Raw genomic sequence first — 13771 nt, 5'->3', positions numbered from 1 at the left:
GATCTTACCGGGTCGAATCCTGTGAACTTGCCGACGGGGCGGCGGCCTGAGCGGCCGGACGGGCATCGGCTGCTTCGATGAGTTTCGCGCCCAGTGCGGCGCTCACGGCGTCGCGCGTCTGGACGAAGTCCTTCTCGAAGTCTAGCGTCTTACGCGCGCTCGACATCGCCATCACGACGTTCGTGCCGTGGTCCGTGTCCTTGAGCCAGAACCACAGACGCCGTTCGCGAACGTAGAACATCGAGAAGATGCCCAATACGAGAAGCAGGCTGCCAAGATACACGACTTTTTTGCCCGGCGCGCGCGTCAACTGAAATACCGAAGCTTGCACCTGCTTGAATGAGTCAAGCTGCAAATAGACCGGCGATCCATACAGAAAGCTGTCGGATATCGCATTAAGCGAGCTCTGGATGAAGCGGCTCGTGTCCGCATTGGCCGGCGCGGCGGGCTCGCCGAGCCGCTGGCGCGACAGTTGCCATAGATCCCACGTGACACCTTCGAGCATCCGAAGCAGCAGGCCCGCGGCCTTTTCCTGCTCGCCTTTCGGTACCGAGCGGTCGATAAACCCAGCGACTGCCTGGAAGCCGCCGAGCGTTTCGCCGTTCGGCATCTTCATGCTGGCGTCGGCGCCCGCAAAAAGGGTCAGCACGCGCAATGCGCTTTCCTCCAGATGCTGCTGCAGCTCCGCATTCAAGCCCGGCACCGAGCGCTGCGCAAACTGATGAGCGGCGATGGCGCGTTGGTTCGGGTCTTCGAGCGTGGCGCGCAGGTTCATCCATTCCTTGAGCGTGCCGCCGCTGTCGGCGGGAATGCGCAGGTAGCGGAACGGATCGTCGGGATTCAGGCGCATGCCGGCGAGGAACATCTTCTCGCCGTTCACGTCGACGGGCAGCATGTAGTTGTTGTACTCGCGCGCCTGTCCATCCTTGCCGCGAATCTTGTACTGCACCGACGGGCCGACGTTGTGCAGGTCGAGCGGCTTCGAGGATTTCGCGCCGGAGCCGAGACGCTCGTCGAACGCTTCCTTCAGCGAGTGCTGCGCAGCGACCCCGCGCGCATCGTTCTGGCCATTGGCGTTGGAGATGTTTTCGACGTTGATCGCGCGGAAGTCGGTGAATTCGACAGTCTGGCCGTCGGCGAGCGGCGTGGCCGAGCTCAACGGCGCGCTGCCGCCGATCGTGCCGCCAAACGGCGCGGGCTTCGCGCTCGGGCCGGACATCGGGAAGGCGGTCATTTGCATCTGGGAGCCGCCGTCCTGGAAACTCGACTGATAAATCGACACGCCGTCGTATTCGAACGGCTTGTTGACCTCGACGCGCGCTGGCACGCGCGCGCCGGTCTTGTGATCGACCACGACGATGTCGCTCGCGAACAGCTTCGGCATGCCGGTCGTGTAGTAATCGACGATGAACTTGTTCAGTTCGATCGAAAACGGCAGGTCTTGGATCAGCGAACCGTTGGGCTGATTCAGGATCGCGGTCGACACGTGCTGCCCCTCGGGCACCCACGCGTAGCCGCGGAACGTCGGGTTCGACTGCGACAGCCGATGCTCGGGCGAAATCTCGCTGATAACGGTGTTCGAGTTGATCGGCGACTTGTCGAACAGCCACATTTGCAGCTTGATCGGCAGATTGCTGTCGAGCAGGCCGCCGAGGCAGATCACGACGATCGCGAGGTGCGCGGAGATGTAGCCGAACTTCGTCAGCGCGCCACGCTTTGCGGCGATCAGCGTCGCGCCGTCCGACTCACGCGTGACGAACTTGTAGCCGAGCTTCGCCGACAGTTTCGCGAGCACTGCCGCGGTCTGCGCGCGCGTGCCGTGCACGGCGAACTCGCCCTTGTGATGGAACGCACGCAGGCTGCCTTCGCGAACCTTGTCCTTCCAGCTCTTCGCATCGGCGAGCATCTTCGGCGCATTGCGGATCACGCAGAGCGACACCGACACCATCAGGAAGCCGAGAATCAGCATGAACCACCACGAGCTGTACACCGTGTAGAGGCTCAGCGCGCGGAAGATGTCCGCCCAGAACGGACCGAACTGGTTGACGTAGTTGGGATACGGATCGTCCTGCGTGAGGACGGTACCGATGATGCTGGCGATCGACAGAATCACGAGCAGCGCAATGGCGAAACGCATCGAGCTCAGGAGCTCGATGGAGCTGCGCATGACGCGATTGCCCGACTTCGACTGCAGACCCGAGGTGGTGACGCTCATTCAAACTCCGACTGAACAGCAAAAAAGGGTGAAGGGCTGTCGTAGCTACGACACCCTCACCCTTTTCTTGTTTTTCACCGGCCTCGCCGGGCCGGTTGGATTCGCGCGGGCGAACCGCTTAATGCAGACCCGCGATGTAGTCGGCAACCGCCTTGATCTCGTTGTCCGACAAACGCGATGCTATCGCATGCATCGCGTCGCTGTTGTTACGAGCGCCCGGACCTTGCGTGAACGCGGTCAGCTGCGTCACCGAGTACTCGGCCCACTGTCCCGACAGGCGCGGATACTGGATCGGAATGCCCTGTCCCGTGGGGCCGTGGCAGGCCGCGCAGGCCGGCACGCCGCGGTCGGCAATCCCACCGCGATAGATCTGCTGCCCCACCGCGACCGTGTTCTTATTGTGCGCATAGCCCGGCTTGGGCGTCTGCGTCGAGAAGTAAGCCGCAACGTTGATCATGTCCTGATCGGAGAGCGCGGCGGCCATGCCTGCCATGATCGCATTATTGCGCGCGGCCTGTTTGGCGCCCGGTTGCGTCTTGAAATCTCGGAGCTGCTTGACGAGATACTCAGGATGCTGGCCCGCCAGCTTCGGATATGCACCGCCGGCACTGTTGCCGTCTGCCCCGTGACAAGACGCGCACACTTGTACCGCGATTGCCTGCCCCCGATTGATGTCCGGCTTTGCCGGATCTGCTGCTCGTGCCTGAATTGCCAAACCTGAAAGACCTGCCGTTACATGAAGCACCATCAGAGTCTTGCACAGTCGATTCATTCGCACACCCTGTCTCGTCTTGTGGGATTTTAGAGGTTCTGCAAAGTACGACGACGGCGACCGAGTGACCGCCAGGAGCCGCCAAGGCACGTGGGGCGGGCTCCCAAGGTTTTCAGTAAACCATCGTATTGTACAATAACTCGCTAATCGCTTAGACGCCAGTCGGGCTTGACCCCGTTCCCGCTGCGGGCTCCGCGGCGTCTCCAATCTGGCTTCCACCATGCCCTTCCTGCTCCACGAATCCCGCTTCTATACCACCGTCAATCATCTGCGTGACCTGCCGGCCACCGCGCAGCCCGAGATCGCTTTCGCAGGACGCTCGAACGCAGGCAAGTCGACGGCGATCAACGTGCTCTGCAATCAGAAGCGACTTGCGTTCGCGAGTAAGACGCCTGGCCGCACGCAGCACATCAATTATTTTTCGGTTGGCAAGGCAGATGAGCCGACCGCCTATCTGGTCGACCTGCCGGGCTACGGTTATGCGGAAGTACCGGGAGCGGCGAAGGCACACTGGGAAGCGCTGCTGTCCACGTACCTGCAATCGCGCTCGCAACTGCGCGGCATGATCCTGATGATGGATTCGCGCCGCCCGCTGACGGAGCTCGATCGACGCATGATCGAGTGGTTCGCGCCGACCGGCAAGCCGATCCACACGCTGCTCACCAAATGCGACAAATTGACGCGTCAGGAAAGCACGAACGCGTTGCGCACCGCGCAGAAGGGATTGGCCGAATATCGAGCCGCCGGCTATCGCGGCGAGTTGACCGCACAGCTCTTTTCGGCGCTCAAGCGAACGGGCCTCGACGAAGCGCATGAGCTGATCGAGAGCTGGCTGGTCCCCGGCGCGGTGGACGAAACAGGTGAAAAGCCAGCTGGGGGCTGAATCACTATCGATGCCGGAATCCCTCATCGCGCGTGACGCGTGATATGCCTTGAATACCCGTATGAGGGCGCATTTCCGGCCACCCATAAAAAAACCCGCCGCTTGAACGGCGGGTCAAACAGCCTAATCGAAAAACGACAGGCACCCGCTCAGGGAGGAGAAGCGGGGAGGTCAGCGCTAGGCGCCTTGCTCGATCGGTATGATATACCATTGTCTCGAAAAGTTTCCGGGAGCGGAGTCAGGTGCCATCTGTCCACTCCACCTATCCACGATCTTCGATTCGATATGAGCTTCTACCCGCACTACCGTCCGCGCCGCATGCGCCGTGACGACTTCTCGCGCCGCTTGATGCGCGAAAACATCCTCACCACGAACGACCTGATTTACCCGGTATTTATCGTCGAGGGCACCAACGTTCGACAAGCGGTGCCGTCGATGCCGGGCGTCGAGCGCGTGTCGGTCGATCTGCTGATGGGCGTCGCGGAGCAGTGCGTCGAACTGGGCGTGCCGGTGCTGTCGCTGTTTCCCGCGGTCGAGCCCTCGCTGAAGACGCCCGAAGGCCGCGAAGCGGCCAACCCAGCGGGTCTGATCCCTCGCGCGGTGCGTGAATTGAAGAAGAATTTTCCGGAGCTCGGCGTGCTCACCGATGTCGCGCTCGATCCGTACACGAGCCACGGTCAGGACGGCGTGCTCGACGAAGCCGGCTACGTGATGAACGACGAGACCGTCGAAATCCTCGTCGAGCAGGCGCGTGCGCAGGCGGAAGCCGGCGTCGACATCGTCGCGCCGTCAGACATGATGGACGGCCGCATCGGCGCGATCCGCGAAATGCTCGAGAGCGAGGATCACATCCACACCCGCATCATGGCGTACGCGGCGAAGTACGCTTCGGCGTTCTACGGCCCGTTCCGCGATGCCGTCGGTTCCGCGACGAACCTCGGCAAGAGCAACAAGATGACCTACCAGATGGACCCGGCCAATTCGAACGAGGCGCTGCGCGAAGTGCAGGCCGACATCAACGAAGGCGCGGACATGGTGATGGTCAAGCCGGGCATGCCGTATCTGGACATCGTGCGTCGCGTGAAGGACGAGTTCCAGTTTCCTACCTACGTGTACCAGGTGAGCGGCGAATACGCGATGCTGAAGGCCGCCGCGCAGAACGGCTGGCTCGATCACGACAAGGTCATGATGGAATCGCTGCTGGCATTCAAGCGTGCCGGCGCGGACGGCGTGCTGACGTATTTCGCGCTGGATGCCGCGAAGATCCTGCGATCGCAAAAGTAAATCAACGCGCGGTTTAGCACGCGACTGTCGAGACAACAAAAAGGAGACGAACCTTGGGTTTCGCCTCCTTTTTTGCTGCTCGTTTGCGCCGGAGCGGCCTTTCAACACCCCGCGGCGTTCGATTACACCCCCGACGCACTCGCCCGATCCAGTGTGCGCAGGAATTTATCCGCCGATTCGTAGCCGACCACCCGCAGCACTTCCTTGCCCTCCTGATCGAAGAAAATAATCCCCGGCGGCCCGAACAGGTTGAAGCGCTTGAGCAGCGCCTGATCGTCGGTATTGTTCGCAGTGACGTCGGCGCGCAGCAGATTCATCTGCTTCAGCTTCGCCTGAACGCGCGGGTCGCTGAAGGTGAATTTCTCCATTTCCCTGCAGCTCACGCACCAGTCCGCGTAAAAATCGAGCATGGCAGGCTGTGCGGCCGTTTTGACGGCCTGGTCAAGCTGCTCCGATGAACGAACCGGTGCGAACCTCAAATCGCTTTGCGACGCCGTTGCGACCGCGCTGGAGCCATCTTTCGCGATGCCCGCCTGATTGCCGGCGCGAGCCGCGAGCACCGCCAGCGGGCGCAGCGGGTCCGACGATCCCGCGGCGAGGCCAATTAGAAGCGCGGCCGCCCAGACGGCCATCACGACTCCGACCGCCCGCCCGAACCGGTGCCATATCGATCCGCCCGCGACCGACCTGGAAAACAGGCCGAGGGTGACCGCCGCGATCAGCAGCCAGAGCGCACTCAACAGCATCGTCGCCGGGGCGCCGAGCACCGGCCAAACGATCCACAGCGCCGCGGCGAGCAGAACCACGCCGAAAAACACTTTTACGCTGTCCATCCACTTGCCCGCGCGCGGCAGCAGCGTGCCCGCGCCGAGGCCAATAATTAGCAGCGGCAGCCCGAGCCCGAGACCCATCGAGAAGAGCGCCGCGCCACCGAGCACGGCGTTGCCGGTGTGCGCGATGAACGCGAGCACCGCAAAAAGCGGTGCGGTCATGCACGCGCCGACAACCAGCGCCGACAGCGCGCCCATCACGGCGACCGCGGTAAATTTGCCGCCCGAGCGTCCCGCTGACACGCTCGACATGCGATCGCGCCAGCGCGGCGGCAGTTCGAGATCCACACCGGCGATCAGCAACAGCGCGAAAATCGTCAGAAGGCCGCCGAACGCGCCCAGCACCCACGGATTCTGCAGCCATGCGCCGAGACTCTGCCCGACGAGTGCCGCCGCGACGCCCAGCACCGTGTAGACGAGCGCCATCCCGATTACATACGCGACCGACAGCGCGAAACCACGCCCACGCGTGACGCGCGCCCCCTCGCCGATGATGATCGCAGACAGGATCGGAATCATCGGATACGAGCAGGGCAGCAGGCTCAGAATTGCGCCCGCAACAAAATAAAGCCCTACGATCGCAAAGAAACCGCCTCGCTGTAGCAGCGTCTGCGCGTAGTCGGCGCTGGTTGCGCGTTCGTACCACGGTTCGTCATCAGTGGGCGCGAATTGGTGCGCGGTTGGACCCGCTGCTGCGCGGCCAGCCGGCTGCAGCGCCTCGCCGCTCACGTGATAAACGCGCTCCATCGGGGGGTAGCAGATGCCAGCTTCGGCGCAGCCCTGCGACGTCACCGCGAGATCGAATGGTCCGGCTGCCTGCTTCACCGGAATATGAATCGTCACCTCGTTGCGATACGTCTCGACATTCTTGTTGAATGTCTGATCGAACTTCACGTGACCGTCGGGCAGTTGAGGCTCGCCAAGCGTCGCTGTGCCGTTGCGGGTCGCGAAAGCGAAGCGCTCGCGGTACATGTAGTAACCATCCGCAATCTTGTAGGTGACGACGATTTGCCCGGGCTGCTCGGTCGCACTGAACCGGAACGCGACCGACGGGTCGAGGAAGTCGTCCGCGGCGCGCGCGAGGGTGGCGAGTTGCGCGAGGAACACGCAGCCGAGCAGAAAGAATGCGGTGCGCAGCGTAGCGAGCGCGCGCCGGTCGAGACCGTTAAACATGAAGAGGGCGTTGGGTTTCAGCAGTGATCCACTGGCCGTAGGCGGCCGAGGCCGTCGCTTGCCATGAGAGGATTTCCGGCGTGTCGTAGGGATGGTGAGCCTGAATGTATTGTTCAAGTTCGAGCGCGCGAGCGGCGCTGGTCTTGAACAACAGCTGGATTTCCTGCACGGTTTCGATCGCGCCCTGCCAGTGATAGCTCGAATGCACGCTGCCTAACTGCGTGACGCATGCACAAAGGCGCGCGGCGAGCGCGCTGGCGGCGAGTTTTTCAGCGACGGCCGCATCCGGCACCGTCGTCAGTACCAAGGTCACTTTCACACTCACACCAGGCTCCGGCGACGCAGGATTTCGATGCCGATATCGTATCACCTGGCCATGTCGCCTCGCAGAGCGCCCCGCAGCGCGGCCGCGGCATTTGGTCACCGCGGCACGGCTTGCCGCATCGATGAAAAATTCGCCGCCAAATCGGCATAGGGGACGGCCATGAGTCCGTACCCCTGCCACACTACCCGGCGTGCGCGTCCGCGCCGGGCGGTTCGGGAAGTTGAGGTTATGAGAGGCGGGGTGCACCCAGCCGATCCACGATTCGCCGGCCCGACTGCACATGCGACTGCGCGGCCAACACCGCGTCGTGCGCACGTCGCCCAGGCCGGAAGCCATAGCTGTGCTCGCTGAAGGTGGGGTCGAGAACCGCTTGCAGCACCTGCAGCAGCGTCTGCTGGATCCGCCGGTCCGTGACCGTCGTGATGCCAGGCCCGCGCTCGCCTCCGTCCGGTTTCGGGATCGTCACCCGCCGTAGCGGACTGGGGCCGGTACGTCCCCTTCAGCAACTGTTCCCGGATCGCGGGCCATGCCGTCACAAGATGGCGCGTCGTCTGGTCGATGTCCAGACCGTCCACGCCAGCGGCTCCCCTGTTGGCCCGTACCCGTTTGAACGCCTGCTTCAGGGTCGCTCTCGTCAGCGCCGCCCTCAGCAGCGATGACCCTGTCTCCCTGGATTCATGGCGCGGGCAACAAGCTTCGTCGCTCGCGGGCATAGGCGCAGCTTCACCGCGTGTGCCTCCCGCTCGCCCCGCTTGCGCGGGCATCTGACGCAATTCCTGTCGCATCGACATGTCGCTGGACACTTCTTCCCATTCGGCCCTTCGTCACCAGCTTCGGTCTCATCGACCTGTCCTGTGACAACTACGGCCTCTGCTGACTTCTCGCTCCGACTCGACGCCGTCGCCCTTTCAGGTATGAGGCGAGATCTCCCCTGGTAAGAACGCATTCCTTCATCGCACAACCGCCGTATCTACGCCGCTTCGCCTTAGTCACGAGCGCTTTGTGGTTGTTTGCCCACTCGCCCTGCTCCACAGCGCCTTCTATACGGTTCTTGTTCATCGGCTCGCCATTTACGCTCCTCGCTTCTTCCCAACACCCGGTCGCCTTCATGCAGTTGCGCTTCACTTCATTCGCTATGACCAGCTTATGGCGGGACTTATACCCGCAAGAGTGCGCCCCTGCTGGGCGCACAAACAAAAAAGCCAGGCGATGCGCCTGGCTTTTCGTTCAAACCAAAAAGCTTACTCAGCTTCTTGCACTTCCGTTTCTTCAACTTCCGGACGGTCGAGGAGTTCGACCAGTGCCATCGGCGCGTTATCGCCAACGCGGAAGCCGAACTTCAGCACGCGCAGGTAGCCGCCTGGACGGTTTGCGTAGCGCGGGCCGAGCACGTCGAACAGCTTCGTGACCGAGTCACGGTCGCGCAGGCGGTTGAACGCCAGACGACGGTTTGCCAGCGACGGCTTCTTGCCGAGCGTGATCAGCGGCTCGACGACTTTACGGAGTTCCTTCGCCTTCGGCAGCGTGGTCTTGATGACTTCGTGCTCGATCAGCGAGTTGGACATGTTACGGAGCATTGCCAGACGGTGGCTGCTCGTGCGGTTCAGTTTCCGCAGACCATGACGGTGACGCATGTTAATTCCTTCAGTTCAAAGTTTTGGTCCAGCTCTTCTATCGCACTCGTTCTGCAGCGTCGGCAGCAAACAGTGAGCGCACGGGCCGGTAGTTAAAAAAGACAAGACGCGGATTTTAAAGGAAAATCCGCGTCCTTGCCAGGCTAGTGCAGCAGTGCAATCGCGGGTTACCCCTGACCGAGTTGTCCGCTTACTTGTCGAGACCAGCCGGCGGCCAGTTCTCAAGCTTCATGCCGAGCGTCAGACCGCGCGATGCCAGAACTTCCTTGATCTCGTTCAGCGACTTGCGACCGAGATTCGGAGTCTTGAGCAGCTCGTTCTCGGTACGTTGGATCAGGTCGCCGATGTAGTAGATGTTTTCGGCCTTCAGGCAGTTCGCGGAACGAACCGTCAGTTCGAGATCGTCGACCGGGCGCAGCAGGATCGGATCGATCTGCGGTGCGCGCGACGGCGCTTCCGCCGCTGCTTCGGTACCTTCCAGCGCCGCGAACACCGACAGCTGATCGACCAGAATGCGCGCCGATTGGCGGATCGCTTCTTCCGGCGAAATCACACCGTTGGTTTCGATGTTCATCACGAGCTTGTCGAGGTCGGTGCGCTGCTCGACGCGGGCGCTTTCGACCGCGTAGCTCACGCGACGAACCGGCGAAAACGACGCGTCCAGCACGATTCGGCCGATGATCTTGGCCGACTCTTCCCCGTAACGACGCACATTGCCCGGCACATAGCCGCGGCCCTTTTCCACCTTGATCTGCACGTCGAGCTTGCCACCCTTCGACAGATGCGCAATCACGTGATCCGGATTGATGACTTCGCAGTCATGTGCGAGTTCGATATCGCCCGCTGTGACCACGCCTTCGCCTTCCTTGCGCAGCGTAACCGTCACTTCGTCACGGTTATGCAGCTTGAAGACGACGCCCTTCAGGTTCAACAACAGGTTGACCACGTCCTCTTGCACACCGTCGAGCGTCGAATACTCATGCACGACGCCTGCAATCGTCACCTCGGTCGGTGCATAGCCGACCATCGACGACAACAGCACGCGCCGAAGCGCGTTACCCAAGGTGTGGCCGTAACCGCGTTCAAACGGTTCCATGACCACTTTCGCGTGGCTCTCGCCAAGCGATTCAACTGCAATGATCTTGGGCTTCAACAAACTGGTTTGCATAGGTTTTCCTTTTCAATACCCTCGGCTCGTTACACCGATAAGGCTGACCGGTAACAACCTGAAAATAAACAGCCGAGACGCCCCCTTTGCGCAACGCAATCAGGACGCCCCGGCCGTCAATCCGATTACCGCGAATACAATTCGACGATCAGGCTTTCGTTGATGTCGCCAGCGATGTCGCTGCGTTCCGGCTTCTGCTTGAAGGTACCTTCGAACTTCTTCGCGTCGACCGCGACCCAGCTCGGCATGCCGCCTTGCTCGGCGAGCGACAACGCCTCGATGATGCGAGCCTGCTTGCGCTTCTGTTCGCGCACGGCAACGACGTCGCCAGCCTTCACTTGCATCGACGGGATGTTCGTCACGACGCCGTTCACCGTGATCGCCTTGTGGCCAACCAGCTGACGTGCTTCAGCACGCGTCGAGCCGAAGCCCATCCGATACACGACGTTGTCCAGACGCGATTCGAGCAGTTGCAGCAGGTTTTCACCCGTGTTGCCCTTCAGGCGGTCTGCTTCAGCGAAGTAGCGACGGAACTGGCGCTCGAGGACACCGTAGATACGCTTTACTTTTTGCTTCTCGCGCAACTGCGTGCCATAGTCGGACGTACGCGCGCCCGAAGTACGGCCGTGCTGGCCGGGCTTGCTGTCCAGCTTGCACTTGTCAGCGAGCGAGCGGCGCGCGCTCTTCAGGAAGAGGTCAGTGCCTTCACGGCGGGACAGCTTGGCCTTGGGGCCGATATAACGTGCCACGTTGATTCCTTCTGTGATTAATCACGCGAATGCTTCCACTCGCGCTAGTCCGAACCCTTTGGGTCGAACGGTGGGCTTAGTCTATTCAATAACGCGCGCAGCCCGCCGCCGCACAAGGCGGCAACAGGCGCTCGCAAAACCAGCGTCTTAGATACGACGACGCTTCGGCGGACGGCAGCCGTTATGCGGGACCGGCGTCACGTCGGAGATCGCGGTAATCTTGATGCCAAGACCATGCAACGCGCGCACCGCCGATTCGCGGCCAGGACCGGGGCCCTTGATCCGCACTTCGAGGTTCTTCACGCCGTATTCCATCGCCACTCGACCAGCCGATTCAGCTGCGACCTGAGCTGCAAACGGGGTCGACTTACGCGAACCCTTGAAGCCCTGACCACCCGACGTTGCCCAAGCAAGCGCGTTGCCTTGACGGTCGGTGATCGTGATGATGGTGTTGTTGAACGACGCGTGAACGTGAACCACGCCCTCGGCGACGTTCTTCTTGACCTTCTTGCGAACGCGTTGCGCCGCGGAGTTGTTCGAAGCCTTAGCCATTACGTTTTCCTGTAACTGTCAGTTCCGCTTACTTCTTCAGCGATTGCGCTGCACGACGCGGACCCTTGCGCGTACGGGCATTCGTACGCGTACGCTGGCCGCGCAGGGGGAGACCCTTACGATGCCGCACGCCACGATAGCAGCCGAGATCCATCAGGCGCTTAATGTTCATCGTCGTTTCACGACGCAAATCGCCTTCAACGATGAACTTGCCGACTTCTTCACGCAGCTTTTCGAGGTCTGCGTCAGTCAGGTCTTTGACCTTCTTCGAAAATGCCACACCAGCAGCGACGCAAATGTCGCGCGAGCGCGTGCGACCGATACCGTAAATAGCCGTCAGGCCGATTTCAGTATGCTGGTGATTCGGGATGTTAACCCCTGCGATACGAGCCATTGTTTTTCCTCAAACAAAAAGCGCAAGCAAAAGCGCGGCGTTCAGCCTTGACGCTGTTTGTGGCGCGGATCAGAGCTGCAAATCACCCGCACAACGCCTTTGCGCTTGATGATCTTGCAATTGCGGCAAATGCGCTTAACCGATGCCATCACTTTCATGATATTACCCTTTTTTCAAATCACTTCGCCCGGAACACGATCCGCGCACGCGACAGATCGTAAGGCGTCAATTCAACCGTCACCTTGTCGCCCGGCAGGATCCGGATGTAGTGCATCCGCATCTTGCCGGATATGTGTCCCAACACGACATGGCCGTTTTCCAGCTTCACCCTGAAGGTAGCGTTAGGCAGGTTCTCGATTACTTCGCCCTGCATCTGGATAACATCGTCTTTGGCCATAAGTCCTTTCAACGCATCGGGACGCCGCCGCCTTTGAAATTAGCTTTCTTCAGCAGCGATTCATACTGTTGCGACATAACGTACGACTGCACCTGCGCCATGAAATCCATTGTGACGACGACAATGATCAGCAGCGACGTTCCACCAAAATAAAACGGCACGTTCCAGCGCAGCACCAGAAATTCGGGCAGCAGGCAAACGAACACGATGTAGATCGCACCGGCCAGCGTCAAACGCGTGAGGATGCGGTCGATATATCGCGCCGTCTGATCGCCCGGGCGAATGCCAGGGACGAAAGCGCCGCTCTTTTTCAGGTTGTCGGCCGTTTCTCTGCTGTTGAACACCAGTGCGGTGTAGAAAAAGCAGAAGAAGACGATCGCCAACGCGTACAGCAACACGTACACGGGTTGACCGGGCTTCAGGGCTTCGGCCACGTTGTGCAACGTGTCTGCGAACCAGCTGGTACGCGAACCCGAACTGAACCAGTTCAGGATGGTTGCCGGGAAGAGAATGATCGACGATGCGAAGATCGGCGGAATCACGCCCGACATGTTCAGCTTCAGCGGCAAATGCGAAGACTGGCCGCCGTAAATCTTGTTGCCCACCTGCCGCTTTGCGTAGTTCACAAGAATCTTGCGCTGGCCGCGTTCGATGAACACCACCAGATACGTCACAGCGGCAATCAGCGCGACGACGATAATCGCCGAGATGATACTCATGGAGCCGGTTCGCACCAGTTCAAAGAGACCACCGATTGCGTTCGGGAAGCCCGCCGCAATACCGCCGAAAATGATGATCGAGATACCATTGCCGAGCCCGCGCTCCGTGATTTGCTCCCCCAGCCACATCAGGAACATCGTGCCGGTCACAAGCGTCACGACCGTCGTCAACCGGAAAACCATCCCCGGATCAATCACGAGGCCAGGCTGATTTTCGAGCGCCACGGCAATGCCGAACGCCTGAAATGTCGCCAGCACGACCGTAAAGATCCGCGTGTACTGCGTAATCTTCCGCTGACCTGCCTGCCCTTCCTTTTTCAGCGCTTCGAGTTGCGGCGAGACAATCGCCAGCAACTGCATGATGATCGACGCCGAAATGTACGGCATGATCCCCAACGCGAAAATGGTGAACCGCGAAAGTGCGCCACCCGAGAACATGTTAAACATGCCAAGGATGCCGCCCGACTGGCTTTGGAACAACTTCGCCAGTTGGTCCGGGTCGATACCCGGCACCGGGATATGCGCGCCGATGCGGTAGACGACCAGCGCCAGCAGCAGGAATACTGCTCGCCGACGCAGATCGCCAAACTTCGCCGCGCTGCGACCGGGTTTTGCGAGACTCGGGCTGTTAGCCAAGTACCTTCTCCGATGCAAATGCTAGTGACGGCAAATAGCT

The 13771-nt window shown here is 60.9% G+C and carries 14 protein-coding genes and 1 pseudogene; 2 read left to right on the top strand and 13 right to left on the bottom strand.

Annotated features, from left to right (window positions below):
• Nucleotides 1–4: 4 nt before the first annotated feature.
• Entirely contained in the window at nucleotides 5–2215 is a 2211-nt protein-coding gene (locus QFZ91_RS16395) for a cytochrome c biogenesis protein ResB (RefSeq protein ID WP_429567812.1), read from the bottom strand.
• Between the two features lie 118 nt (nucleotides 2216–2333).
• Nucleotides 2334–2987 carry a c-type cytochrome gene (locus QFZ91_RS16390; RefSeq protein ID WP_026228372.1) on the bottom strand — a complete coding sequence of 218 codons (654 nt, stop codon included), beginning with the start codon at nucleotides 2985–2987 and terminating at the stop codon, nucleotides 2334–2336.
• 220 nt (nucleotides 2988–3207) lie between these two features.
• Here QFZ91_RS16390 and yihA point away from each other — a divergent pair, with 220 nt between their 5' ends.
• Together yihA and hemB are read left to right on the top strand one after the other, a co-directional pair.
• Entirely contained in the window at nucleotides 3208–3870 is a 663-nt protein-coding gene (gene yihA / locus QFZ91_RS16385; protein WP_429567811.1) for a ribosome biogenesis GTP-binding protein YihA/YsxC, read from the top strand.
• 285 nt (nucleotides 3871–4155) lie between these two features.
• Entirely contained in the window at nucleotides 4156–5154 is a 999-nt protein-coding gene (gene hemB, locus QFZ91_RS16380; RefSeq protein ID WP_429567810.1) for a porphobilinogen synthase, read from the top strand.
• 122 nt (nucleotides 5155–5276) lie between these two features.
• Here hemB and dsbD read toward each other — a convergent pair whose 3' ends face one another.
• The 11 genes and pseudogenes from dsbD to secY all read right to left on the bottom strand — a co-directional run bounded on the left by dsbD (nucleotide 5277) and on the right by secY (nucleotide 13731).
• Nucleotides 5277–7157 (bottom strand): protein-disulfide reductase DsbD, encoded by a 1881-nt coding sequence (gene dsbD, locus QFZ91_RS16375; RefSeq protein ID WP_429567809.1) that lies wholly within the window; start codon nucleotides 7155–7157, stop codon nucleotides 5277–5279.
• Nucleotides 7150–7482 carry a divalent-cation tolerance protein CutA gene (gene cutA, locus QFZ91_RS16370; protein ID WP_429567808.1) on the bottom strand — a complete coding sequence of 111 codons (333 nt, stop codon included), beginning with the start codon at nucleotides 7480–7482 and terminating at the stop codon, nucleotides 7150–7152. Before cutA ends, dsbD begins: the two co-directional genes overlap by 8 nt.
• Before the next feature lie 256 nt (nucleotides 7483–7738).
• Nucleotides 7739–8273 (bottom strand): annotated as a pseudogene (locus tag QFZ91_RS16365) (group II intron reverse transcriptase/maturase); the annotation flags it as partial.
• A 450-nt stretch (nucleotides 8274–8723) separates the two neighbouring features.
• Complete coding sequence (gene rplQ / locus QFZ91_RS16360) at nucleotides 8724–9116, bottom strand: 50S ribosomal protein L17 (RefSeq protein WP_013090750.1); 393 nt, start codon at nucleotides 9114–9116, stop codon at nucleotides 8724–8726.
• 190 nt (nucleotides 9117–9306) lie between these two features.
• Nucleotides 9307–10284, bottom strand: coding sequence for a DNA-directed RNA polymerase subunit alpha (locus tag QFZ91_RS16355; protein ID WP_007730697.1), 978 nt, complete (start codon nucleotides 10282–10284; stop codon nucleotides 9307–9309).
• A 125-nt stretch (nucleotides 10285–10409) separates the two neighbouring features.
• Nucleotides 10410–11033 carry a 30S ribosomal protein S4 gene (rpsD, locus tag QFZ91_RS16350; RefSeq protein WP_013090752.1) on the bottom strand — a complete coding sequence of 208 codons (624 nt, stop codon included), beginning with the start codon at nucleotides 11031–11033 and terminating at the stop codon, nucleotides 10410–10412.
• 147 nt (nucleotides 11034–11180) lie between these two features.
• Nucleotides 11181–11585, bottom strand: a complete 405-nt coding sequence (gene rpsK / locus QFZ91_RS16345) for a 30S ribosomal protein S11 (protein WP_006052224.1) — start codon at nucleotides 11583–11585, stop codon at nucleotides 11181–11183.
• A 28-nt stretch (nucleotides 11586–11613) separates the two neighbouring features.
• Nucleotides 11614–11979 (bottom strand): 30S ribosomal protein S13, encoded by a 366-nt coding sequence (gene rpsM, locus QFZ91_RS16340; protein ID WP_008923332.1) that lies wholly within the window; start codon nucleotides 11977–11979, stop codon nucleotides 11614–11616.
• Nucleotides 11980–12020: 41 nt separating this feature from the next.
• Entirely contained in the window at nucleotides 12021–12137 is a 117-nt protein-coding gene (rpmJ, locus tag QFZ91_RS16335; RefSeq protein WP_004199844.1) for a 50S ribosomal protein L36, read from the bottom strand.
• Nucleotides 12138–12157: 20 nt separating this feature from the next.
• Nucleotides 12158–12376: a translation initiation factor IF-1 gene (gene infA / locus QFZ91_RS16330; RefSeq protein WP_004521905.1), complete on the bottom strand. Its 219-nt coding sequence runs from the start codon at nucleotides 12374–12376 to the stop codon at nucleotides 12158–12160.
• An 8-nt stretch (nucleotides 12377–12384) separates the two neighbouring features.
• Nucleotides 12385–13731: a preprotein translocase subunit SecY gene (secY, locus tag QFZ91_RS16325; RefSeq protein WP_013090753.1), complete on the bottom strand. Its 1347-nt coding sequence runs from the start codon at nucleotides 13729–13731 to the stop codon at nucleotides 12385–12387.
• Nucleotides 13732–13771 lie beyond the last annotated feature (40 nt).

The sequence above is a fragment of the Paraburkholderia sp. JPY419 genome (assembly GCF_050435705.1).
Lineage (GTDB): Bacteria > Pseudomonadota > Gammaproteobacteria > Burkholderiales > Burkholderiaceae > Paraburkholderia > Paraburkholderia youngii.
Note: the sequence above shows the minus strand (reverse complement) of the source record. Positions and strands in the feature narration are given on the sequence as shown.

What these genes read in the sequence shown, in the direction of transcription:
- QFZ91_RS16395 (WP_429567812.1), bottom strand. Translation starts at nt 2,215, where the DNA reads ATGAGCGTCACCACCTCGGGTCTGCAGTCGAAGTCGGGCAATCGCGTC.
- QFZ91_RS16390 (WP_026228372.1), bottom strand. Translation starts at nt 2,987, where the DNA reads ATGAATCGACTGTGCAAGACTCTGATGGTGCTTCATGTAACGGCAGGT.
- yihA (WP_429567811.1), top strand. Translation starts at nt 3,208, where the DNA reads ATGCCCTTCCTGCTCCACGAATCCCGCTTCTATACCACCGTCAATCAT.
- hemB (WP_429567810.1), top strand. Translation starts at nt 4,156, where the DNA reads ATGAGCTTCTACCCGCACTACCGTCCGCGCCGCATGCGCCGTGACGAC.
- dsbD (WP_429567809.1), bottom strand. Translation starts at nt 7,157, where the DNA reads ATGTTTAACGGTCTCGACCGGCGCGCGCTCGCTACGCTGCGCACCGCA.
- rplQ (WP_013090750.1), bottom strand. Translation starts at nt 9,116, where the DNA reads ATGCGTCACCGTCATGGTCTGCGGAAACTGAACCGCACGAGCAGCCAC.
- QFZ91_RS16355 (WP_007730697.1), bottom strand. Translation starts at nt 10,284, where the DNA reads ATGCAAACCAGTTTGTTGAAGCCCAAGATCATTGCAGTTGAATCGCTT.
- rpsK (WP_006052224.1), bottom strand. Translation starts at nt 11,585, where the DNA reads ATGGCTAAGGCTTCGAACAACTCCGCGGCGCAACGCGTTCGCAAGAAG.
- rpsM (WP_008923332.1), bottom strand. Translation starts at nt 11,979, where the DNA reads ATGGCTCGTATCGCAGGGGTTAACATCCCGAATCACCAGCATACTGAA.
- rpmJ (WP_004199844.1), bottom strand. Translation starts at nt 12,137, where the DNA reads ATGAAAGTGATGGCATCGGTTAAGCGCATTTGCCGCAATTGCAAGATC.
- infA (WP_004521905.1), bottom strand. Translation starts at nt 12,376, where the DNA reads ATGGCCAAAGACGATGTTATCCAGATGCAGGGCGAAGTAATCGAGAAC.